This window comes from Gramella sp. MT6, from assembly GCF_019357415.1.
Taxonomy (GTDB): domain Bacteria; phylum Bacteroidota; class Bacteroidia; order Flavobacteriales; family Flavobacteriaceae; genus Christiangramia.
In genome coordinates, this window is record NZ_CP048410.1 from 3,666,476 (window position 1) to 3,689,328 (window position 22,853).

Sequence of the window (22,853 nt, forward strand, 5' to 3'; positions counted from 1 at the left end):
CCACAAAAAAAGCCTCTCTTTTCAGAGAGGCTTCTGCTTTTGGGTGGAAGACCGGTTTCGAACCGGCGACCTCCGGAACCACAATCCGGCGCTCTAACCAGCTGAGCTACAACCACCATTTGATTAGCGGATGCAAATGTAAGTTATTTCAACTATTTCGCAAAGAAAAAATTCCAATTAAATGAGATCAAATATTGAATCTACCGCTACATGTCTTTCCACATTGAAGCCTTCAGCATGCTCTGTATTTATAAGCCTGCCCATATCCTGAGCACGGTAAGTGATGCTATCCAGAAAGTTACTGCTGGAAATTGGTGTTTCCGGCTCGTTGCTATTCTCATCGAAGAACTGCGAACGATATGCTTTAACCGATTCAACTTTTTTATCAAGATAACCTGAAATATCCACAACAAAGTCTGGTTTTAAGTTCTTCCACTGGATATAATGAAAAACGTGCTTTGGCCTCCAGGAAGATTGTTTCTCGCCGTCCATAACTGTTTCTATCTTCCTTAATCCGCTTAGAAAGCAAGCTTCGCTAACCAATTTTGCTCCTCTCCCGTGATCTATATGCCTATCTTCAACAGCGTTACACAAAACGATCTCAGGTTTGTATTTCCTCAGGATCTTAATGATATCCATTTTATGAGCCGTATTATTTTCAAAAAAGCCATCACTAAATTCAAGATTATGGCGCATTACCACTCCTAAGATCTCTGCGGCTGCTTTTGCTTCCTTATCTCTGATCTCGGCGGTACCTCTAGTCCCTAACTCTCCCCTGGTTAAATCCAGGATTCCAACTTTTTTACCGCGATCCACTTCTTTTGCAATGGTTCCTGAGCAGCTTAGTTCAACATCATCGGGATGAGATCCCACTGCCAGTATATCTAATTTCATTTTTTACTATTTATTTGTTTTTATTCGGTAAGATCCAGGATCTTATTCTTAATTGCTCTTTTCCATGGCCTGTTTAAGATCCTCTAAAAGATCTTCAACTTCTTCGATTCCAACAGAAAACCTCAAAAGATTATCTTTTATACCCTGCTTCGCTCTACCCTCTTCACTCAATAACCCATGAGAGGTCTTTGATGGTAGTAAAATAGTGCTCTCAACACCCGCAAGGCTCATAGATGGTTTAATTAATTCCAGCGTCTTCATGAATTTCTGAACATCTAGGTCGTCATTCAGTTCAAAAGATAACATTCCACCAAAACCTTTCATCTGCTTTTTAGCAAGTTCGTGATCTGGATGCTCTTTTAATCCCGGATAATACACATTAGCAACCTCTGGTCTTGAATCTAAAAACTCCGCGAGTTTCTGGGCATTCTCATTCTGAGCTTTAACTCTTATCCCCATGGTTTTAATACTACGTTCCAGAAGCCAAACGGTATAATCACTAAGGCTTCCGCCAAAATTCTTAGCCATATGAAAGATCCTTTCAATATTCTCCTCTGAAGAAATTACAGTTCCGGCAAGAATATCGCTATGCCCACCCATATATTTGGTAGCCGAATGTATCACTACATCGATGCCAAAATCTATAGGGTTCTGATTTACAGGTGATGCAAAGGTATTGTCTATCATACTAACCAGGTTATGCTCTTTGGCCAACTTGGCCACCGCTTCCATATCGGTAAGTTTTAATAATGGGTTAGAAGGCGTTTCAATATAAATCACCTTTGTATTTTCCTTAATTTCAGCTTTAAGGGAATCTGCTTTGGAATCTTTAGCAAAACTGTATTCAATACCGAATTTATCAAACTCTTCTGTTGCCAGGTTACTGGTTCCACCGTAAAGTGAATCCTGAAACACCACATGATCTCCTGAGCTGAGGAAAGCCATTAAAGAAGTACTTACCGCTGCCATTCCGCTTCCAAAGATCAGGGATGCTTCTCCATTTTCCAGCGCTGCCATTTTCTTGGCCAGTGCCACCTGGTTTGGAGTATTAAAATATCTTGGATATCGTTTGGTCTCAACATCTTCAAAAGCATAAGAGGTAGACATATATAAAGGCGACACCGCGCCCTTAAATTCTTTGTCTTCCAATTCTCCTACATGTGTGCAAATGGTGTTGATACCTTTAGAATTATTCATAGATTATCTTTAAAAAAATTGAGCCCTAATGTACTAAGAATTCTGCTAAAGTCATTTTTGAAATATCCTTCCGAAAATAGAAATAAGACAGAAGTTAATTAAAGTTAAACCTTAGCCTTCGCCTCAGGTGTTGCTTTCAAATTTGAGTAACTTTCGATCTAAATAAAAAATTGACGAAATGAAGAATGTAAATGCATATGCGGCGAAATCTAACGATGCCGATCTGGAACCATTTGATATAGAAAGAAGAGAAATATTAGCAGATGATGTAAAGATCGAAATAGATTACTGTGGAGTTTGCCATAGTGATATTCACCAGGTTAGAAATGACTGGGGAAATAGCAAATATCCTGTTGTACCAGGTCACGAGATCATTGGCCATGTTACTGAAGTTGGTAAGGATGTGAAAAACTATAAGGTTGGAGATCTTGTAGGTGTGGGGTGTATGGTAGATTCCTGCCAGGAGTGCCAGTCATGTAAGGATGATCTTGAGCAATATTGTGAAAATGGAATGACGGCTACCTATAACGGTAAGGATAAACATCTTGGAGGTCATACTTTTGGGGGGTATTCTGAAATGATCGTGGTCAAGGAAAAGTTTGTACTTAAAGTTCCTGAAAATCTCGATACCAAAGCAGTGGCGCCTTTACTTTGCGCGGGAATTACTACCTGGTCTCCTCTAAGACAGTGGAATGTAAAAGAAGGAGATAAAGTAGGTGTTGTAGGTCTTGGTGGTTTAGGACATATGGGAGTGAAATTTGCAAGTGCGCTTGGAGCCCACACGGTAATGATCACCACTTCGCCAGGAAAAGCAGAAGATGCTAAAAGATTAGGTGCAGATGAAGTTCTGATCTCCAAGGACGAAGATGAGATGAAGAAGCACCAGGGAACTTTCGATTTTATACTGAATACAGTTCCGGTTGGACACGATACAAACCCTTATGTAGGATTATTAAAACGTGATGCTACCATGACCCTGGTAGGAGCCATTGATGAAGTTGATATTCACGGAGGAGGATTGATCATGGGCAGAAAAAGACTTGCCGGTTCATTGATAGGTGGAATTAAAGAAACTCAGGAAATGCTTGATTTCTGTGGGGAACATGATATAGTTTCAGATATTGAAATGATCGATATACAGAACATTAATGATGCCTACGAAAGAGTTGTTAATTCTGATGTGAAATACAGGTTTGTGATCGATATGAAATCATTAAAGAAGTAATATGAGTATACTTTCATCCCTTTTAGGAAACGCCGGAGCTATAGAGAAAGAAAAGCTTCAGGAGAAATATGGAAAACTACTCATTCCTTCTGAAGAGATCGAAGCCGGATTCAAGATCATTCGCGATACTTTTATTTTTACCAATAAACGCCTTATCCTTGTGGATGTTCAAGGCATTACCGGAAGCAAGATCGAATATTTTTCGGTTCTATATAAAAGTATAACGCGGTTTAGTGTTGAAACGGCCGGAAGTTTTGATCTGGATGCAGAATTGAAGATCTGGATCTCTGGAGAGCAAACTCCATCTATTTCCAAGCGTTTTAATAAGAAAGTAGATATTTATGAAGTTCAGAAAATATTAGCTGAATATACGCTGTAAGTAAATCCTGAAACAGGTTCAGCATCTGATATTTAATCAGATTTTCTCAGGAACTATTATTAAAAGCCACGTATTCTTTAAATAAATACGTGGCTTTCCTTATTCAAAGATATCGCAGCGATCACCTTATTCTGATCTGAGTTTATATCTTTGTTTTTTAGCATTTGTTGAACGATCAATCCAAAAATATATGAGCTTACTTCTAACCAATATCAAGGAATTACTTCAGGTTAGGGAACAAAATATCCTTAAAGTCTCCGGAAGCGAAATGAAGGAACTTCCAACCATAAAAAACGCATGGCTATATATAGAAAATGACGAAATAGCCGATTATGGTTCGATGGAAAGTATTCCTGAGATAAAAGCAGATGAAAAAATAGATGTTAGCGGAAAGATAGTAATGCCTACCTGGTGCGATTCACATACGCATATAGTTTATGCTGGAAACCGTGAACTGGAATTTGCAGATCGTATCAACGGCTTAAGCTATGAAGAGATCGCCAATCGCGGAGGTGGAATTCTTAACAGCGCAAAAACACTTCAGGAAACTCCCGAAGATGAAGTTTATGAGCAGTCGGCAAAACGTCTCGAAGAAGTCATGAAACTAGGGACCGGAGCAGTTGAAATAAAATCTGGTTATGGTCTTACCGAAGAAGCAGAACTTAAAATGCTCAGGGTGATCAAAAAACTAAAAGAGAATTATGATCTGCCCGTAAAATCCACTTTTTTAGGAGCGCATGCGATTCCGAAAGATTATAAAAATGATCCGGATGCCTATATGGATCTTGTAATTAATGAGATCCTGCCCAAGGTAACTGAACAGAAGCTGGCAGAATACATCGATATTTTTTGTGAGAAAGGATATTTTACTTTGGAAGACACCCATAGACTATTGAGTGCTGCCGAAAAATTCGGATTAAAACCAAAGATCCATGTGAACCAGTTCAACGCGATTGGTGGTGTGAAAGCGGGAGTTGATCACAATGCACTGAGTGTAGACCATTTAGAGGTAATGAATGATGAGGATATAGAAGTTTTGAAAGGCTCCAACACCATGCCGGTGGCTCTTCCCTCCTGCTCCCTGTTCTTGAGTATCCCTTATACTCCGGCCAGAAGAATTCTGGATGCCGATCTGCCCCTGGCGCTGGCTACAGATTTTAATCCGGGTAGTACCCCAAGCGGAAATATGAATTTGGTGGTAAGCCTGGCATGTATCAAGATGAAAATGACGCCTGAAGAGGCAATTAATGCTGCAACCATTAATGGTGCTTACGCCATGGAGTTAAGCGAAACACACGGGAGTATTACCAAAGGAAAAAAGGCTAATTTCATCATTACTAAAGAAATCCCCTCTTATACTTTCCTGCCTTATGCTTTTGGATCCAACTCTATAGAATCTGTGTACATCAATGGTAATATGATCTAAAATGACTGGATTAAAATTCTATAAAAGCTCGCACATTGATAAGCTAATTTCCAAAAGAAAAGGAGAGGAAAAATTTGGAGAAAAACTACAATTTGTTGCTAATCTCGAAGAATTAGAAACTCACAAAGCGAAATACGTTCTATTAGGAATTCCTGAAGATATTGGCGTTCGAGCAAATTTTGGCAAACCGGGAACTTCGAGAGCATGGAAAACGGCTCTAAGCTCACTGGTTAATATTCAGGTAAACAGATTCAATGATCCCGAAAATTTAATTCTTCTGGGAGAGGTGGATTGTACCGAGCTTATGAAAAAGGCTTCTTTTATAGATGAGTCAGATCCCAATTATCACGCAAAGCTTGGAGACCTCGTAAAACAAACAGATCAGCTGGTTTCTGAAATTATTGAAAAGATTGTTGCCACAGGAAAGACTCCAATTATCATAGGAGGTGGACATAATAACGCCTATGGGAACATCAAAGGTGCTGCAAAAGCCTTAAAAAAGCCTCTGAATGTTTTGAATATCGACGCGCATACAGACCTTAGACAGCTGGAACATAGGCACAGTGGAAATGGTTTCAGCTACGCCATCGAAGGTCAGTATTTGAACAAATATTCCGTTTTTGGGTTACATAAAAATTATACTCCTGAATATATTTTCAAAGGGATGGAGGCATCTCCAAACATGAATTTCAAATTACTGGAAGATCTTTCGGAAGAACCGGGAAATAACTCTGGTGATTTCCAGCAAATGCTTCAAGGAATTAATAATTCTCCTTTTGGTTTTGAACTGGATTGCGATGCTCTTGCAGATTTTCCCAGTAGTGCGAAATCCCCATCAGGTTTTAGTGTAGACCAGGTGAGAAATTTTATAAGGCTGGTTTCAAAAGATGAGAACTGCTGCTATTTCCATTTATGTGAAGCAGCTCCAGATGAAGACAATGCCGCACAGGTAGGAAAAGCGCTTTCATATTTTATATCAGATTTTATACGTTAATGATTATGAATTCTGATCAAGCCTGTTTTCAGAAGATTTTCGCTGCCAGGGGAATCTGCCTTCAATTTCTAATTCTATAGACAGGCTTAGAAATGTTCTTATTATTACTATAACCCCCAGGGTTAAGACTTTATCCATTGTAGGTTCGGTGACTACAGTTGCGATAATATCTGCGGCCACCAAGATCTCAAGGCCTAATAAGATACCCTTTCCTAATTCCTGTCGCAATAGCTTATAAGACCTTTTATTTCCATTTTGCCTCGAAAAGATAAATTTCCCAACAGAAAGAATAGTCCCTATTAGAATTGTTAGAACTCCTGCAACTTCAATTATTCTAGCGATATATTCAATATACAATGCTATGGTTTCCATAAATTAATTTTCTGAAGATAGTTTTTGATAAACACCATTCGTCCATCCAAATCCATCCTGTGTAGGATATTCTCCTCCTCCACTTTTTTTAGAAAGATCTTCAACATTATATTTTTCAAGCATTTTATAGGTGTCCTGGTAAACCTTGCGATTTAGATCCAGCCATCTTGAACTAATTTCTCCTGCCAATTCGGTAAAACCATAATTCTCGAGACCTTTAATAGTTAACCACTGCAAAGGAGCCCAACCATTGGGTGCATCCCATTGTTCCCCGGTATTATAAGGGGAAGTTACCACTCCACCTGGCTTCAAAAAGACTTCATTAATTTTCTTTCTAACCTCATTAGCCTGAGGGTCTGTAGCTATTTCAAAAAATAATGGATAGACACCGGCAAGGGATAATCGCCCGGTTTGCTCATTTCTTTTAAAGTTATAATCCATAAAAAAACCTTCAGTTTCGCTCCAGCAATATTTGAGTATCGCTTTTTTTCTATTCTCAGCTTTAAGTCTATACTCTTCAGAAGCCTCTTTATCGTCGTTAATTTCATAAGTTTCAGCAATGGTCATTTCCAGGTTATAGAGTAATGAATTTAGATCTACAGGAATAATATCTGTGGTATGTATGGTGGAAAGATCAAATTCTCCCTCTGCATTTCTATTCAGCCATCTGCTTGAAAAATCCCATCCAGATTCTGCTCCCGCACGTAAATTTCTGTAGATCTCTTCTTTGGAAAGCTCCGGATTTTTAGAAACCGTAATTTTAGCAGTCTCAATATCTTCCCTGTAACTTTCAGGTCTGGGTGTATCATTATCATCCCAATAACGGTTGAGCACTTCTCCATCCTGCATTTTCACCACTCTACGGACGGCGTTTTCCTGGTCAAGTTTTTGAATTCCATTCATCCAGAAATTATACTCCTTTTCCAACTCTGGCAAATATGTCTTAAGAACCTTCTCCCCTTTTGCCTCCGCCAGAATTTTTACCATCATGGCAAAAAATGGCGGTTGTGATCTTCCTAGATAATAGGTACGATTGCCGTTGGGAATAAAACCATATTCATCTATGAGATAGGCAAAGTTATCTACCATATTTTCGATAGTTTCTACTTCGCCATCTTCTAAAAGACCGAGCATCGTGAAATAACTATCCCAATAATAGATCTCCCGAAATCTTCCTCCGGGAACTATGTATGGATTGGGAAGCGGAATTAATGTACCCGAAATACTATCATCTTTTTTACGCTTTAACGAAGCCCAAAGTTTGGTGATATGCTGATTGATTGAAGATGAATCGGCTTCAAAAGCAAGTTGATCTCCAGGAACTTCAAAATGTTGTTCCACAAATTCGGAGATTGCCGTATTCGTTGTATCATCAAGCATGTTATAACGTTGCCTGATAAGGCCTACATTATACTGTGGAATTGCATCTACAAAGGTTTTACTATCCTCAAAGATCTCACCCTTCTGCACATCATAAAACAAATCACCGTATAGGTCTACCGGTGGAAGAATTTCGATCTTCTCCTCCAGTTTTTCAATTTCCTGTTCAGGATCCGGACCGATTTTGCAGGAAAGAAAAAACAGAATAATAAGCAGGTAACTTAATTTATAAGGAATGTCAATTTTCATGATGGTCGATTTAACTGAAATATAAATATAATGGAAATAGAATAAGCCTCCAGAACACTACAATCAGCATTTAATAATTAATTTTACCATTAAAATTTTAAATAAATGCAGATAGTATCCTGGAAACCTGAATATTCAAAGGAGTTTAAAGAAATGAATGTTTACTGGCTGGAAGAATTCTTCTGGGTTGAGCCACATGATGAAGACGTCCTTGGTGATCCTGAAAAATATATTATAGAACCGGGTGGGAATATCTTTTTCATTAAAGATAATGACAAGGTCATTGGCTGTGTAGCACTTATGAAGATTGAAAACAAAATTTTCGAACTCACGAAAATGGCTGTTAAACCGGAATATCGGGGAAAGAAAATAGGTCAGGAATTAATGAAATATACCCTGAATTTTGCCAGGGAGAAAGAATGGAATAAACTAATTATTTACTCCAACAGAAAACTTGAAAATGCCATACATCTTTATAAAAAGTATGGATTTAATGAAATTCCAATTGAGAAGAACAATCCTTATTCCAGGGGTGATATTAAAATGGAACTAAACCTATCATAAAACTTTATTAATTAGGCGAATACTCGTTTCAACCTTTTTTACATTTAGGAAAAAGCGAATTATGAGAAAAATAGTTACCCTAATTGCTGTTGGAATTATTCTAACATCATGTAAAAATGAAACTAAATCTCAAGAGGAAGAAGTCAGCACAGATATTGCACAAAACGATGCACGATCAGAAATGCAGGCAGATTCTTCTAATATTGAGATCACCCCTATTTCCCACGCCACAGCGGTTTTTAATTGGGGGGACGCTGTTTTCTATACAGATCCAGTAGGAGGTGCTGAAGCATTCGAAGGAATGCCTGAGCCAGACTTTATCCTTATCACAGATATCCATGGAGATCACATGAACGCTGAAACGATCATGGCTTTGGAACTAGGAGATACGAAGATCATAGTTCCGAAATCGGTTCAGGAAAAATTACCTGAAGACCTGCAGTCTAATCTTATTGTTATGAACAATGGTGAGATTTTAGAGCATAACGGTTTTAGCATAAAAGCGATTCCAATGTATAATCTTCCTCAAACAAAAGATGCCATGCATGTGAAAGGCCGGGGAAATGGTTATGTACTAGAAAAGGATGGGGAACGCCTTTATATTTCTGGCGATACTGAAGATATTCCTGAAATGAGAGATCTAAAAGATATAGATGTAGCTCTTGTTTCTATGAACTTACCTTACACCATGCCGGTAGACCAGGCCGCAGATGGTGTACTTGCTTTTCAGCCTAAGAAAGTAATTCCATATCATTATCGTGGAAAGGATGGGTATTCTGATATTGATAAATTCAAGGAATTAGTTAATAAAGGAAATTCAAATATAGAAGTTGAGTTTTTGGAATGGTATCCTCAGAAATAAAAAAGCCATCTCCTTAATACTTTTGCGAAGGTTGATTATGTAAAATTCTATTTTGGCTAATTCAAATTTAACAGTATTTCAACGCAAATGACGTTTAGGAGATGACTTGGAATATTTTGATAAACTATATCAAAGTGACTGATTATCAATTTAAATTTAACAAAATTTATTCAATGTAATCTATTAATTATCAGATTGTTTTAAAATATTCCAATTTTAATTTTATTGAATTCTGATTTCCCTTCATTGATGGACGATATGATTCAGTTTAGGTTTTTTGATTGATGAATGTCCCCCTATTAAGTATGACAGCAAACTGCAGTCTGGATCATACAGCTTTTAACCCGGTATGAATTTTCCTGTGGAAAATTATTCACTTTATATTTAAAGAACTGTTCCACATGCTCCAATTTAGTATCTGTTGAAAGAGCGGCATAATCAATCCTCACTTCAGGAGTTGTGTTAACTTTTGCTGCGATGGCAACAAGGATGATTGCGAAGAGAAAAAACTGGACCTTTTTCATAATATTAACTTAGTGGTTCTATTTAAAAGACGACTCTAGAATTTAATCGTTACAGTTTATTTTAATTTTTAACATTTTGATATTGAACATAATATCAAATTTTCGATGATCTTCCAGGGATCAAAAAAAAAGCCCTGCGCAATGCGCAGGGCTTTTAATTTCAATATATCAGCTTTTTAAGAAAGTACTTCCTGTACTTTATCTGCAGCTTCCTGGAATTGAATAGCGCTATACACTTTCAATCCACTATTATCTATAAGTTCTTTTGCAATATCTGCATTTGTACCCTGCAGACGAACAATGATTGGCACATTCATCGCATCTCCCATATTTTTGGATGCATCAACGATTCCCTGTGCAACACGGTCACATCTAACAATACCTCCAAAGATATTTACCAGGATCGCCTCTACTTTATCATCCTTAAGGATCAGCCTGAAAGCTTCTTCCACTCTTTTCGCATCGGCAGTACCTCCAACATCAAGGAAGTTAGCTGGTTCTCCACCGGCCTGCTTAATAAGGTCCATAGTTGCCATAGCAAGACCAGCACCATTTACCATACATCCAACATTACCGTCAAGATCTACGTAATTAAGTCCCACTTCTCTTGCTTCAACCTCAGTTGGATTTTCTTCACGAATATCGCGCATCTCTGCATAATCCTTGTGACGGAATAATGCATTGTCATCTAAAGTTACCTTAGCATCTACCGCCATGATAAGATCATCACTGGTTTTCAATACCGGGTTGATCTCAAATAAAGAAGAATCAGACTTTTCGAATGCTTCATAAAGAGACATTACGAATTTGGTCATTTCTTTAAAAGCTTTTCCATTAAGTCCAAGATTGAAAGCAATTCTACGCGCCTGGAATCCTAGAAGACCTGTAGCCGGATCAATTTCTTCAGTGAATATAAGATCTGGAGTTTCTTCAGCTACTGTTTCGATATCCATACCACCTTCAGTAGAATACATGATCATATTACGACCGGTCGCACGGTTAAGCAATACAGACATATAATATTCTTCAGGTTCGTTATCTCCCGGATAGTATACATCTTCAGCAACAAGTACCTGATGTACTTTTTTCCCTTCTGCAGAAGTTTGAGGAGTTACAAGATTCATCCCGATGATGTCACCTGCGATCTCTTCAACCTCTTTAAGGTTTTTGGCAAGCTTCACCCCACCACCTTTACCACGTCCACCGGCGTGTACCTGTGCTTTGATCACATGCCATCCAGTTCCCGTTTTCTCGGTTAGTTCTTTTGCAGCATCTACTGCTTCTTTGGCGTTTCTTGCAACGGTCCCACGTTGTATGCGAACTCTGAAGCTGCTTAAAATCTCTTTTCCTTGATATTCGTGTATATTCATAATCAGCTATTTCTTCTGTATTAATTACGGAAGGCAAAAGTAACAAATACATACTATTGTACCAATCTTTTTTGAGCATCTTAACGCTTATCAGTTCAGGTAATTCCGATAGTACTCAAGGCTTTCCAATTTTATGCGAATCAGCGAAAAGGTTATCGTAGAAAATTCGATTTTTCCTGTCATGAAGTTTTATTCTCCTGTAAATTAGCTGTTTAATTTTTGCAGTATGAGAAAGGCATTATTAGCATTAGCGATAGGAGGTTTTGGAATTGGGATGACAGAATTCGTTATAATGGGTATTTTGCCAGAAGTTGCAGGTTCACTAGGCATTTCGATTCCACAGGCAGGCCACTTTATTTCTGCCTACGCACTGGGAGTTGTGGTGGGAGCACCTTTGCTCACGGCCTTCGGAAATAAATGGCCAGCACACAGGGTTTTACTTTTTCTTATGATCTGGTTTACGGTATTTAATACCCTTTCAGCCTTTTCAAATTCTTATATATTACTGATGATCTCGAGGTTCTTATCTGGATTGCCACACGGCGCTTTCTTCGGAATTGGAGCCGTGGTCGCAGGGAAACTTGCCAAACCGGGTAAGGACGCACAGGCCATTGCAATTATGTTTACAGGACTTACGGTAGCAAATGTCATTGGAGTTCCCCTGGGAACCTGGCTGGGCCAGAATTTCAACTGGGGAGTTTCCTTCCTGGCGGTAGGAGTTGTAGGAATAATGGCCGTTCTGAGCATTAAATTCTGGATGCCCGAATTACCAAAATCTAAATCCAATGGATTTAGAAAAGATCTGAAAGTGCTAAAAAAAGCAGAATTATGGATGATCATTCTGCTAACCACAATTGGTACAGGTGGATTCTTTGCCTGGTATAGTTACATCGCGCCCTTGATCACAGATGTGGCTGGGCATAGTGAGAATATTGTTAGTTATGCCATGATCCTGGCTGGTCTGGGAATGGTTGTGGGTAATTTCCTTGGTGCAAAACTGGCAGAAATGTTCAGCCCTATCTATGCCGTTATCATTGCACTCATTTTAATGGTTACCGCCCTTTTATCAAATACGTTTCTGGCATATGACAAGATCGGAGTTTTGATCATGACCTTTATTCTTCCGGTGATCGCGTTTTGTATCGCGACCCCAATTCAGATGGCAGTAATCAAATCTGCCAAAGGATCTGAAATGTTAGGCTCCTCTTTAAATCAGAGTGCTTTTAATATGGGAAATGCCAGTGGAGCTTACCTTGCCGGATTACCAATAGCCTATGGATACGGAATAGTTTCAGCACAATATGTTGGCGCCGCTATGGCTGGAATAGGCATTCTTATTGGTGTAGGTGTTGTTCTTCTTAGAAAACAACGATCTGTTCAGTTAGAGATGAGCAACACTTAATTTTTCAATTTCGAAAATAACAAATTATAAAAATCGGTTATATTTGGTATACACCTTATCTGGCAAAGGTTAAGAAATATATTTTTGCGCTAAATTTTTAGAAGATGACACAAAACGAATTACTATCGGTTGCCGAAAAATTTGGAAGCCCTGTTTATGTTTATGATGCTGATAAGATCATTTCTCAGTATAAACGACTTACCAATGCTTTTAAAGTTGACAACCTTAGAATTCACTATGCCGTGAAGGCGCTTTCGAATATTTCTATACTTAAATTATTGAATTCTCTAGGTTGCGGACTGGATACAGTTTCGGTTCAGGAAGTAGAGTTAGGGATAAAGGCCGGGGTAGATCCTGCTAATATCATTTATACACCTAATGGAGTTTCTCTCGAAGAGATCGAGGAGGTTGTAGCATTAGGAGCCCAGATAAATATTGATAATCTTTCTATCCTCGAACAGTTTGGGACCCGTCACCCGGAGATCCCGGTATGTATCCGGATTAACCCTCACGTGATGGCAGGTGGAAATTCCAAGATCTCTGTTGGGCATATAGACTCAAAATTTGGCATTAGTATCCACCAGATGCCACACCTTTTAAGGATCGTGGAAAATACAGGGATGCATATTAATGGAATTCATATGCATACCGGTAGCGATATTCTTGATATTGGCGTTTTTCTGCATGCTTCAGAAATTCTTTTTGAAGCCGCAAGGCACTTTAAAGAACTTGAATTCATCGATTTTGGAAGTGGTTTTAAAGTACCCTATCGTGAAGGAGATATAGAAACGGATATTGAAGATCTTGGAGCACAACTAACCGAGAGGTTTAATAATTTTTGTAAAGAGTACGGCAGGGAACTTACCCTTGCTTTTGAACCAGGTAAATATCTGGTTAGCGAATCTGGAAAATTCCTGGCCAGGGTGAATGTTATCAAACAAACCACATCAACGGTTTTTGCAGGAATAGATTCTGGGTTCAATCATTTAATAAGACCTATGTTCTATGGTTCTCATCATGAGATCACCAATATTTCTAATCCAGGTGCTAAGCCAAGGTTTTATAGTGTTGTAGGATATATTTGTGAAACCGATACATTCGCCAATAACCGCAGGATCTCTGAAATTCGTGAAGGAGATATATTAAGTTTTAGTAATGCCGGGGCCTATTGCTTTTCAATGGCCAGTAATTTCAATTCAAGATTTCGCCCACCAGAAGTCCTTTGGTATAAAGGCAAAGCACATCTAATTAGAAAACGTGAAACTTTTGAGGACCTTACCAGGCATCAGGTAGAAATGAACTTTGATACTTCTCCCAAGGAACTAGCAGATAAAGACTAAATATTAAAGCAGCCTGTTGGCTGCTTTTTTTATTAGGATTTTGATCACTAAACATATTTTATAAAATTCAATTTTTAATAATTCTCTAACCCTCTCTGTTAGTCCAATTGAGTATCTTAATTGAAAAGATCAAAATGAGTTACCAATTGAATAGAGAGCTATCTTTACCAAAAAATATTAGCGTTATAGCGGCTGAAGAATTAGAAGGTTGCTTTATTTCCCTTGAGACCTTAAATATTCACGAGGCTGTCCACGATATCAGGAAAAGGTTAAAAAAACTACGTGCTCTGGCCAGACTGGTTCGGGACGAAATGGGAGAAGAAAATTACAAGGAGATAAATATTTACTTTAGGGATCTGGGACGGGAAATTTCAGACTTCCGGGACCTTACCGCTCATATAGAAACATTGAATGTCCTGGAAGAAAGGTATGGCAGTTACCTCTATGTGAATTTTTTCAATCCAATAATCACCCAACTGGATAAAGAACGTGACCATATGGAAAAGGAGCTTAGAGCTAAGAATTTCTTTTCAGAATACCTCCCTGAAAAATTGAAATATGCCCAGGATGATCTTGTAAAATGGCCGGTAAACTCAAACGAAATACAAGTAATTCTTCCGGGTATCCAACGGGTTTATAAACGTGGGCAGAAAGGATTAAATAAGTCCTACAAGGATCCTAAGACGGAAAATTTTCATGAATGGAGAAAAAGAGTGAAATACCTGTGGTACCAAACACTGTTACTTCAGGAAACCTGGCCACAATTTTTTGAAACTCTGGAAGCAGAGATCCATCAGTTGGCAGATTACCTTGGTAATGATCATGACCTCATGGTCTTAAAAAAGAAATTGAATTCGGAAGATATAAAGTTGAAAGATCCTCAACACCTGGAATTGATGAATGCGATAATTGAAAGGTACAGTAATATATTAAGGACTGAAGCGAAAACCAAAGGTGAACTGATCTATGTAGAAACTCCTGAAGAATTCACGAAAAGGATTGGTTCCTATACCGAGATAAATTGGAATTGATTACTTAATTTAAAGGTCTTAATTCCATAATGATGAAAAATCTAAAGTATCTTATTCTCTTCCTGGTAACATCTTTTACTTTCGGTCAGGAAATCCAGGGCGAGATCATAGATCTTACCCATGCTTTTTCCAGGGAAAGTGTTTATTGGGTTACCGCAAAAGAATTTCAGCTTGAAGAAGTGGCGAAAGGCAAGACAGAAAACGGTTTCTATTATTCTGCCAATAACTTTTCTACTGCAGAACATGGAGGAACACATATAGATGCACCCATCCATTTTGCCGAAAATAAACAGACCGTAGATCTTATTCCTCTGAAAAATTTGATTGGTGAGGGCGTTAAGATCGATGTTTCCAGCAAGGCTTCAGAGAATCCTGATTATCTAATAAGTGTAGAAGATCTTCAAGCCTGGGAACGTGAAAATTCGGAAATACCTCAGCAGAGTATCGTTCTACTTCAAACTGGATTTGGAAAATATTATCCTGATGCAAAAAAATATCTTGGTACAGACGAACGTGGTTCCGATGCCATCAAAGAACTCCACTTCCCAGGCCTTTCTCCGGAAGCTGCAAAATGGTTAATAACCAACAGGAATATTAAAGCTGTGGGTCTTGATACTGCAAGTATAGATTACGGACAATCAACAGATTTTGCTACTCATGTGGCCTTAATGACCCAGAATGTTCCGGCATTTGAGAACGTTGCAAATCTGGAATTGCTGCCGGCGAGAGGATTTCAAATTATTGCTTTGCCTATGAAAATTCAAGGAGGAAGCGGCGGACCCTTGAGGATCATTGCGATTAAGTAACTTTACCCAATGCCTGTACCAACAAAAGATCCACTTTACTTTATTACCCTCATGCCTCCTGAAAAAATCAGGAAAGAAGTAGAATTAATAAAAAAGGAGATCAAAAATAATTATGGCATTAAGCATGCTTTAAAACTGCCAGCTCATATTACCATCCAGATCCCTTTCCGGATGCATCAAAGCAAGGAAAAAAATCTTTTCAAAAAATTAAGAGAATTCTCTGCTCATCGTCATTCATGGAATACCAAAATTGATGGCTTTGGAAGATTTGCAAAGAATGTCATCTTTATAAAAATTCAGGAGCATCAACCATTTGCTCAGATCCATAAAGACCTGCAAGAAATGATGCTTGGATTTCTAGACCTGAAAAGCCATGAGATCTCTGCAAAGATTCATCCTCATATTACCATAGCCACTCGTGATCTAAAAAGAAGTCATTTCCCTGAAATCTGGGAAGATTTTAAAGACAAGTCATATTCGGCTTCTTTTAGTGTTCAGGATATTTATCTTTTTAAACATAACGGAGAAAACTGGGATCTGCTAAAAGTTTTTTCTTTTGCCGAACAACAACTTTTAGGTACTGATTTTTAACCACTTAACCCATATTTGAGTAACTTTGCATACCCGTATGATCTAACCAAGAGATCACCTTAACATTCATATTTCTGCTTCGCTTCACCCCCTATAACCTGTACAACCAGGAAATTACCCCCCATTTTAATATCTAATTCAAATACTTCAAAATCAAACCTTATGAGTACGCTTAAAATGGAAAACACGAAAGTTGAAGAACTTCGAAATTCTCTTCGGGGAGAACTGATCCTCGAAGGTGATGTGAATTATGAAGATTCGCGCAAGATCTACAATGCCATGATCAGCAAGAAACCAGCGATGATCGCAAAATGCGTTGACGTGGCAGATGTGGTTACGGCTGTAAATTTTGGAAGAGAAAATAATATTCTTACTGCTGTTCGCGGTGGTGGCCATAACGGCGGTGGCCTTGGACTATGTGACGAAGGTCTCGTAATTGATCTTTCCCTACTTAAAAATGTTAGGGTAGACACCTCCAATAATACTGTTCGGGTAGGGGGTGGTAATCTTTGGGGCGAGGTTGACCATGCAACCCATGTCTATGGGCTGGTTGTTCCCGCTGGAGTTATTTCAACTACAGGGGTTGGTGGCCTTACACTTGGAGGCGGAGTAGGTTATTTATCCCGAAAATTCGGTCTAACAATTGACAATCTACTTGAAGTAGATATGGTGCTGGCAGATGGCAGTATTGTGAGCGCAAATAAAAGTCAGAATGAAGATCTATTCTGGGCTGTTAGAGGAGGTGGTGGAAATTTTGGAATAGTAACATCCTTTCTTTTCCAGGCCCACAAATTAAAAACAGTTATTGGCGGCCCAACTTTGTGGCCGATAGAACGAACAGAAGAGATCATGAAATGGTATGACGGTTTCATTCACCAGCAACCAGATGACCTCAACGGCTTTATTGCAACAATGGTTATTCCCGGCGATCCGTTCCCAGATTTCCTTCATAAAAAGAAATTCTGCGGAATCATTTGGTGCTACACAGGAGATCCAGATAAATTTGATGATTTAATTAAACCTGCCCGCGACCTGGAACCTATTTTTGAACATATTGGAGAGATGCCTTATCCCGCTATTCAAACGCTTTTTGATGGTATAATGCCTCCAGGTTTGCAGTGGTACTGGCGAGGTGATTTTTTTAGTGAAATTCCGGCGGAAGCTTCTAAGCTGCATAAAGAATATGGATCTCGAATCCCTACCAGCCTGTCTCAAATGCATCTGTATCCAATAAGCGGGGCTGCAGGACGGATTTCTTCTGAAGATACCGCTTGGGCCTATCGAGATGCAAAATATGCCGGAGTATTCGTTGGAGTTGACCCTGATCCCGAAAATGCCGAGATCATTACAGATTGGTGTAAGGAATACTGGAATGCGCTGCATCCATTCTCAATGGGAGGATCTTACTCCAATTTTATGATGGAAGAAGGTCAGGAAAGGGTCAAAGCCTCTTTCAGAAACAACTATGACAGGTTGAGAGAAATAAAAACAAAATACGATCCCGATAATTTTTTTAGGGTCAATCAGAACATTCAACCTAAAGCCTAATATTTTAACTCCCTTTGGCATAAACCAGAGGGAGTTTAAAAAATATTACATTAATAAAGCCAAATTCTGCGGCAATAAAAACTAGAATTGAAGCAATAAGAAAATGTTTCATTCAGAAAATTTATTAGCAGGAAATAGTAAGATTATGTCCAAATGGGGATACCTTTTAAGCCGGTTCTCCTGAAGGTATGATATAGAAATATATACTTATAAAATGAGCGAAGGTTCCCAGAAGAACGAAAATATGGAAGATGGCATGGTTATAAGGGATCCTATTCTGCATAAATAAAATAGCTCCAATGGTATATGAAATTCCGCCGCCAAAAAGCCACCAAAGGCCTTCGGTTGATAAATTTTTTATTAGAGGATTAATTGCGAAGATTATAAGCCATCCCATGGCAACATACATAATTGTAGACAACAATTGATATCTACCTGCATAAAAAAGTTTCAGGATCACTCCAATCAATGCCATACCCCAGACCAGCCAGAGTATAGTATATCCTGTGGTACCATTAAGAGTTACGAGAGCGTATGGAGTATACGTGCCGGCAATAAGAATATAAATAGCGGCATGGTCTAAAATATTCAGCTTAATTCTTAACCTGCTGGCTTTGGCACTATGATAAAAAGTGGAAGCGGCATAAACCAAAACCATACTCGCCCCGAAAATACTGAAACTTACCAGGTGCTCCTGCTCTCCTAGTTTGTTGGCTTTCAGGATCAATAAAACCAGGGCAAGAATGCTTAATCCAAACCCAACTCCATGGGAAAGAATATTCCATCGTTCTTCTTCGGGGGGATAATATTTTGGCTTTTTTATACGTCCCATTTTCAGTAGTAATAGTCTTATTAATTTAACTGAAAATCACGAAATTTGCAATAGGGTAATTCAGAATATTTCAGAAAGGAGAATACATTTTGGGTAAGTTCAAATTTTCATTCGAATTAATTAAAATTCTATTCTGGTATCTTAATTACGGTTTCCACACCTGAATTATCTTTTTTATTTCGGATCTCAAAAAAGAAATTATCCTTATATAGATTATAAAGCCTGTCGTTTATATTCTTTAGGCCAACCCCTTTTTGCATAAGCTCGGCATGGGTTTCAGAAACCGGGGCGCCATCATTTTCAACTTTTATGACCAGCATTTTATCTTCTTCATAAACAGAAACCAAGATATTAAGATCTGTATGCTCGTAAGAATATCCATGCTTAATTGAGTTTTCTATGACTGGTTGCAAAAGCATGGCGGGCACCTTTCTTAATAATAGTGAATCATCGATCTCTTTTTTAATACTTAAATGGTCTGAAAACCTGACGTTCACTATGTTCAAATAATACTCCAATATCCTGAGTTCTTCATCCAGGCTTATGCGGTTGCGATCACTATTATAGAGTATCTCACGAAGAAAATCACTAAGATCAGCAATAGTATCCTTTGCTTTGGCCGTATCCATATCGGTTAACACAGCAATTGAATTAAGAGTATTGAATAAAAAGTGTGGTTGTAACTGTGAAGAAAGCATCTTCATTCTGGTATTGACCAACTGAGATTCCAGCTTTGAATGTCGTTTCTCAGCCTCCTTGACCTGTTTAAGGTAATAATAGGTGTAAATGATAAACACCATCGCAAAATAGATAAGGAAATTGAGGTCTATCACATAGATAAAAGCATTGATACTTTTACGGAGGTTAAAATCGGCTAGCTCAATACGCCCAATCAGAATAGCATAAAAATCGAAAATAAACCGAATGATAAGCCCTATCAATATGGAGAAAATGGTATGTATAAAAATGATCTTAACCCAGGAATAATTCTTATTCAGAAACCTTTTAGTACTAATTGCGATTAAGGTCATGTAGCTCACCACGATGATATAGTCAAAAAGCAGGTTATTGATAAGGAAATCTGACCAGACAAAATGATCTTCTCGAGGCATATATTGTCTCATATAGCTAACCTTGACTAGTAGAACTAAGTCAAACAACAAATAAAACCCGGCCAGTAATAAAACCAGTTTAAAATCTATGTACTTCTTTTTGAGAGTTGAGAGGCTCATTTATATTCCAATTTTATCCAAAAACTCCTTTTTATGGGATTTACTAATATGAAGTAATTTGCCGTCGGTCATTTTAGCATCGATCTCTGAATAATCTGAATGAATTATTTCATCCACATAATTCAAATTTGCGATCGTAGATCTGTGAATCCTTACAAATATGTTGCTATCCAGAATTTCAGCAAGATTATTCAACGACTCCCTTAGTACATATTTTTTAGAATCTACATAGATCTCGGCGTAATAGCCGGAGGCCTGTATATATAAAATATCATTAGGGTCTACTAATGCAGTCTTATTACCTTGCTTGATCGGGATCTTTGAAACCGCGTTAAGTTGAATTCCCCCTTTTGAATATTCATGGAAGAATTCTACCATTCGCTTTTCAAAATTGCTGTTAGCTTCAGACTTTGTCGTTTTCAGCACCTTGTCTATAGTTTTAAAAAATCTTTGATCTTTAAATGGTTTTAGCAAAAAATCGAAGGCTTCAACATCAAAGGCTTTTAAAGCATAATTATCGTAGGCTGTGACGAAAATAACTACCGGTTTGGGTGATATTTCCACTTTCTTCAATACTTCAAAACCATTCATGTCTTTCATATTGATGTCAAGAAAAAGAAGATCTGGTTTATCAGCATTGATCCTTTCAATGGCCGTACGCCCGTTTGAACATTCACCTATGACCTCGATCTTATCTACATCTTCCAGAAGATTTAAAACCCTTTTCCTGGCTAACTCCTCATCGTCGATTATAAGTGCTCTCATAGTTTTTAAATGATTAGACTCTTCCAATTTAAAACTATTTCAAGATTATTTTTAAAAAATTCACAATTTCGAGAGAAGAAAAGTAACTATTTATCATACAAATCTATTTTCTGCTATTTTATATCCAGTAAAAGGCTATCAAAAAATTAATTTTGACAGCCTTTATCTTTGACTAAAACAAATTATTTATAAATTCCAACCTAGTCATTACTTGCTACTGATGATCCTGATGCTCTAGGATCTAATTTCATAGTCCTCTTTTGGTTTCCATTTTCAAGTTTGATCTTGTACATTTCTTTTTCAATAAGATCTCCTCTACCAGAAGCGACATATTTATTTTTGGTCATGGTCCAACCTTTATTGGCCATATATACTTCTCGACGAACGTCTAAAGGAAGTGCTATATCATTAAACTTCTGGTATGTCTTTACCAAATTTCCTACTTCATCATAATCTGCAGTTAAAAATCCTTTCGGACTGGTAAAGGTCACCACATAAGAATCATAGTCTTGTCCGTTGAACTCAGCAATAAAGTTTTGAATATCAAAATTAGCTTTCATAAAGGCGATCGCGTCTTTCGAGAATTCACCTGCGTAGGCCTCTCCTACTTTGTAAGTAAATCTATCACCGTCACGTGATATTTTCGTGTCTAGAGGTGCAAAACCTACTTTAGCTTCTTCCAGTTGGGTAATTTCCTGCGCCTGACTGAATGTTGTCACGGCAATTAGCAATAAAGAAAAAATTAATGTTTTCATGATGAATGTTTTTTGAATGAATAATGATTTTTGATAACTGTTGATTAATTGATTAATGAATTAATAACACTGCTAAACTACAGGATAAAAGCCTTAATTTAGATAGAATGATCCCGGCAACCCAAGTATAGTAACCAATCACATGTAAAAAGCTTTAAAACAGATAAAAGGAATTTTTTTACCTCTAAAATCATTATTAGGTAATTCACCGCATCATAATGGTAACTTACCGCTAAAAGAAGTTATTTCACTGCACTACCTCTAAACACTGATATTCAAAGGATTAGGATATTTACTTTTTTAACCTATCGGAATTATAGAGTTTTTCCAGTCTGATACGTGATTAAATACGGATCTGCAATTAGATCCAAATGAATACAAATCATAATTATTGAAACTGAATAGAAGTGTATAGGAAAGTAAAAATGTTTTTCTACTTGAACAATTTTGTAGATCTAAATATGGGAGGTTCAAGTTTAAACTGCCTGTACTTTTATTTGAACGTAATCTGAAAGAGCTAATGGAAAAATTTAGGTAATAAAAAAGGGTAACTAAAACATTTAAACCATTTTTTAGTTACCCTTCGCAACTATCACTTCACTGATAATTACTTATATAAAAATACTATAATTAAGGATTGTTTTGAGTTAACTGAAAGCTAATTTTATGGTAAAAAAATTATAAAATTTTTTACCTCTATTAGTCTTTAAAATTTAATGAACTCTGTTGGATCTATTCTTTTTCAGAATGGAAAGATCGGCGATATATCTTTTTATAAGTTTCTCCTGCCTGGTATTATCCATTAAAAGTTTTATCCAGATTCCCGCTACAATTATCACAGAAGCTCCCACTACGAAATAGAATAAATTCTCATCCATCTTGCTTAAATTTATATGTTATTAACTGAAGTGATCCGGGCTTCTAAAGATAGAATTATTTAAGACTTAAGATTTTGATCTCTAGTGAATTAAGCTTTTTTTAACAGTATTTCCCCTATTACTGAAGATCTGGGGTGTAAGAAATTTCTGAAAACTTTTCCAGCAGTCTGATAATCAGATGAAAATAAAAAAGGGCCGTGACTATCATTTCAGAATTGACCCTTTTCCTTATTCACT

General features: G+C 37.6%; 23 protein-coding genes and 1 tRNA gene. 12 read left to right on the forward strand and 12 right to left on the reverse strand.

The window, feature by feature from the left end; genetic code table 11:
* Window positions 1-41 precede the first annotated feature (41 nt).
* From G3I01_RS16615 to G3I01_RS16625, 3 genes are all read right to left on the reverse strand, one after another.
* A tRNA-His gene (locus G3I01_RS16615) sits at window positions 42-117 on the reverse strand.
* 60 nt (window positions 118-177) lie between these two features.
* Entirely contained in the window at window positions 178-894 is a 717-nt protein-coding gene (gene bshB1 / locus G3I01_RS16620) for a bacillithiol biosynthesis deacetylase BshB1 (protein ID WP_219549807.1), read from the reverse strand.
* A gap of 48 nt (window positions 895-942) precedes the next feature.
* A complete protein-coding gene (locus tag G3I01_RS16625; protein WP_219549809.1) occupies window positions 943-2,091 on the reverse strand; it encodes a PLP-dependent aspartate aminotransferase family protein in 1,149 nt (382 codons plus the stop codon).
* 178 nt (window positions 2,092-2,269) lie between these two features.
* On the opposite strand from G3I01_RS16625, the gene G3I01_RS16630 reads away from it, so the two are divergent.
* The 4 genes from G3I01_RS16630 to G3I01_RS16645 all read left to right on the forward strand — a co-directional run bounded on the left by G3I01_RS16630 (window position 2,270) and on the right by G3I01_RS16645 (window position 6,115).
* Complete coding sequence (locus G3I01_RS16630) at window positions 2,270-3,316, forward strand: NAD(P)-dependent alcohol dehydrogenase (protein ID WP_219549811.1); 1,047 nt, start codon at window positions 2,270-2,272, stop codon at window positions 3,314-3,316.
* Window position 3,317: 1 nt separating this feature from the next.
* A complete protein-coding gene (locus tag G3I01_RS16635; RefSeq protein ID WP_219549813.1) occupies window positions 3,318-3,695 on the forward strand; it encodes a PH domain-containing protein in 378 nt (125 codons plus the stop codon).
* A gap of 190 nt (window positions 3,696-3,885) precedes the next feature.
* The gene (gene hutI, locus G3I01_RS16640) at window positions 3,886-5,121 is read left to right on the forward strand and encodes an imidazolonepropionase (protein WP_219549815.1); all 1,236 of its coding nucleotides are present in this window, start codon (window positions 3,886-3,888) and stop codon (window positions 5,119-5,121) included.
* 1 nt (window position 5,122) lies between these two features.
* Window positions 5,123-6,115 carry a formimidoylglutamase gene (locus G3I01_RS16645; RefSeq protein WP_219549817.1) on the forward strand — a complete coding sequence of 331 codons (993 nt, stop codon included), beginning with the start codon at window positions 5,123-5,125 and terminating at the stop codon, window positions 6,113-6,115.
* 3 nt (window positions 6,116-6,118) lie between these two features.
* On the opposite strand, the gene G3I01_RS16650 is transcribed toward G3I01_RS16645, so the two are convergent.
* Both G3I01_RS16650 and treF read right to left on the reverse strand, forming a co-directional pair.
* Window positions 6,119-6,487: a DUF1622 domain-containing protein gene (locus tag G3I01_RS16650; RefSeq protein ID WP_257710660.1), complete on the reverse strand. Its 369-nt coding sequence runs from the start codon at window positions 6,485-6,487 to the stop codon at window positions 6,119-6,121.
* A 3-nt stretch (window positions 6,488-6,490) separates the two neighbouring features.
* Complete coding sequence (gene treF, locus G3I01_RS16655) at window positions 6,491-8,116, reverse strand: alpha,alpha-trehalase TreF (RefSeq protein WP_219549819.1); 1,626 nt, start codon at window positions 8,114-8,116, stop codon at window positions 6,491-6,493.
* A 105-nt stretch (window positions 8,117-8,221) separates the two neighbouring features.
* Between treF and G3I01_RS16660 the strand changes: the two genes are divergently transcribed.
* Window positions 8,222-8,680: a GNAT family N-acetyltransferase gene (locus tag G3I01_RS16660; protein WP_219549821.1), complete on the forward strand. Its 459-nt coding sequence runs from the start codon at window positions 8,222-8,224 to the stop codon at window positions 8,678-8,680.
* A gap of 61 nt (window positions 8,681-8,741) precedes the next feature.
* Window positions 8,742-9,542, forward strand: coding sequence for an MBL fold metallo-hydrolase (locus G3I01_RS16665; RefSeq protein WP_219549823.1), 801 nt, complete (start codon window positions 8,742-8,744; stop codon window positions 9,540-9,542).
* Between the two features lie 299 nt (window positions 9,543-9,841).
* Here the strand turns inward: G3I01_RS16665 and G3I01_RS16670 are convergent, their stop codons facing one another.
* Window positions 9,842-10,066 (reverse strand): hypothetical protein, encoded by a 225-nt coding sequence (locus G3I01_RS16670; protein WP_219549825.1) that lies wholly within the window; start codon window positions 10,064-10,066, stop codon window positions 9,842-9,844.
* 176 nt (window positions 10,067-10,242) lie between these two features.
* Entirely contained in the window at window positions 10,243-11,436 is a 1,194-nt protein-coding gene (gene sucC / locus G3I01_RS16675; RefSeq protein ID WP_219549827.1) for an ADP-forming succinate--CoA ligase subunit beta, read from the reverse strand.
* 226 nt (window positions 11,437-11,662) lie between these two features.
* On the opposite strand from sucC, the gene G3I01_RS16680 reads away from it, so the two are divergent.
* From G3I01_RS16680 to G3I01_RS16705, 6 genes are all read left to right on the forward strand, one after another.
* A complete protein-coding gene (locus G3I01_RS16680; RefSeq protein ID WP_219549829.1) occupies window positions 11,663-12,838 on the forward strand; it encodes an MFS transporter in 1,176 nt (391 codons plus the stop codon).
* 104 nt (window positions 12,839-12,942) lie between these two features.
* Entirely contained in the window at window positions 12,943-14,178 is a 1,236-nt protein-coding gene (gene lysA / locus G3I01_RS16685; RefSeq protein ID WP_219549831.1) for a diaminopimelate decarboxylase, read from the forward strand.
* A gap of 146 nt (window positions 14,179-14,324) precedes the next feature.
* Window positions 14,325-15,209, forward strand: a complete 885-nt coding sequence (locus tag G3I01_RS16690; protein WP_219549833.1) for a CHAD domain-containing protein — start codon at window positions 14,325-14,327, stop codon at window positions 15,207-15,209.
* A 29-nt stretch (window positions 15,210-15,238) separates the two neighbouring features.
* Complete coding sequence (locus G3I01_RS16695) at window positions 15,239-16,015, forward strand: cyclase family protein (RefSeq protein ID WP_219549835.1); 777 nt, start codon at window positions 15,239-15,241, stop codon at window positions 16,013-16,015.
* A gap of 9 nt (window positions 16,016-16,024) precedes the next feature.
* Entirely contained in the window at window positions 16,025-16,606 is a 582-nt protein-coding gene (locus G3I01_RS16700) for a 2'-5' RNA ligase family protein (RefSeq protein ID WP_219549837.1), read from the forward strand.
* 162 nt (window positions 16,607-16,768) lie between these two features.
* Window positions 16,769-18,154, forward strand: coding sequence for an FAD-binding protein (locus G3I01_RS16705; protein WP_257710661.1), 1,386 nt, complete (start codon window positions 16,769-16,771; stop codon window positions 18,152-18,154).
* A gap of 166 nt (window positions 18,155-18,320) precedes the next feature.
* On the opposite strand, the gene G3I01_RS16710 is transcribed toward G3I01_RS16705, so the two are convergent.
* The 5 genes from G3I01_RS16710 to G3I01_RS16730 all read right to left on the reverse strand — a co-directional run bounded on the left by G3I01_RS16710 (window position 18,321) and on the right by G3I01_RS16730 (window position 22,616).
* Window positions 18,321-18,986, reverse strand: coding sequence for a hemolysin III family protein (locus G3I01_RS16710; RefSeq protein WP_219549839.1), 666 nt, complete (start codon window positions 18,984-18,986; stop codon window positions 18,321-18,323).
* Between the two features lie 128 nt (window positions 18,987-19,114).
* The gene (locus tag G3I01_RS16715; protein ID WP_219549841.1) at window positions 19,115-20,218 is read right to left on the reverse strand and encodes a histidine kinase; all 1,104 of its coding nucleotides are present in this window, start codon (window positions 20,216-20,218) and stop codon (window positions 19,115-19,117) included.
* Complete coding sequence (locus G3I01_RS16720) at window positions 20,219-20,983, reverse strand: LytTR family DNA-binding domain-containing protein (protein ID WP_219549843.1); 765 nt, start codon at window positions 20,981-20,983, stop codon at window positions 20,219-20,221.
* Window positions 20,984-21,183: 200 nt separating this feature from the next.
* Complete coding sequence (locus tag G3I01_RS16725; protein ID WP_219549845.1) at window positions 21,184-21,738, reverse strand: hypothetical protein; 555 nt, start codon at window positions 21,736-21,738, stop codon at window positions 21,184-21,186.
* Window positions 21,739-22,451: 713 nt separating this feature from the next.
* On the reverse strand, window positions 22,452-22,616 hold the full coding sequence (locus G3I01_RS16730; protein ID WP_219549847.1) for a hypothetical protein: 165 nt from the start codon (window positions 22,614-22,616) through the stop codon (window positions 22,452-22,454).
* Window positions 22,617-22,853 lie beyond the last annotated feature (237 nt).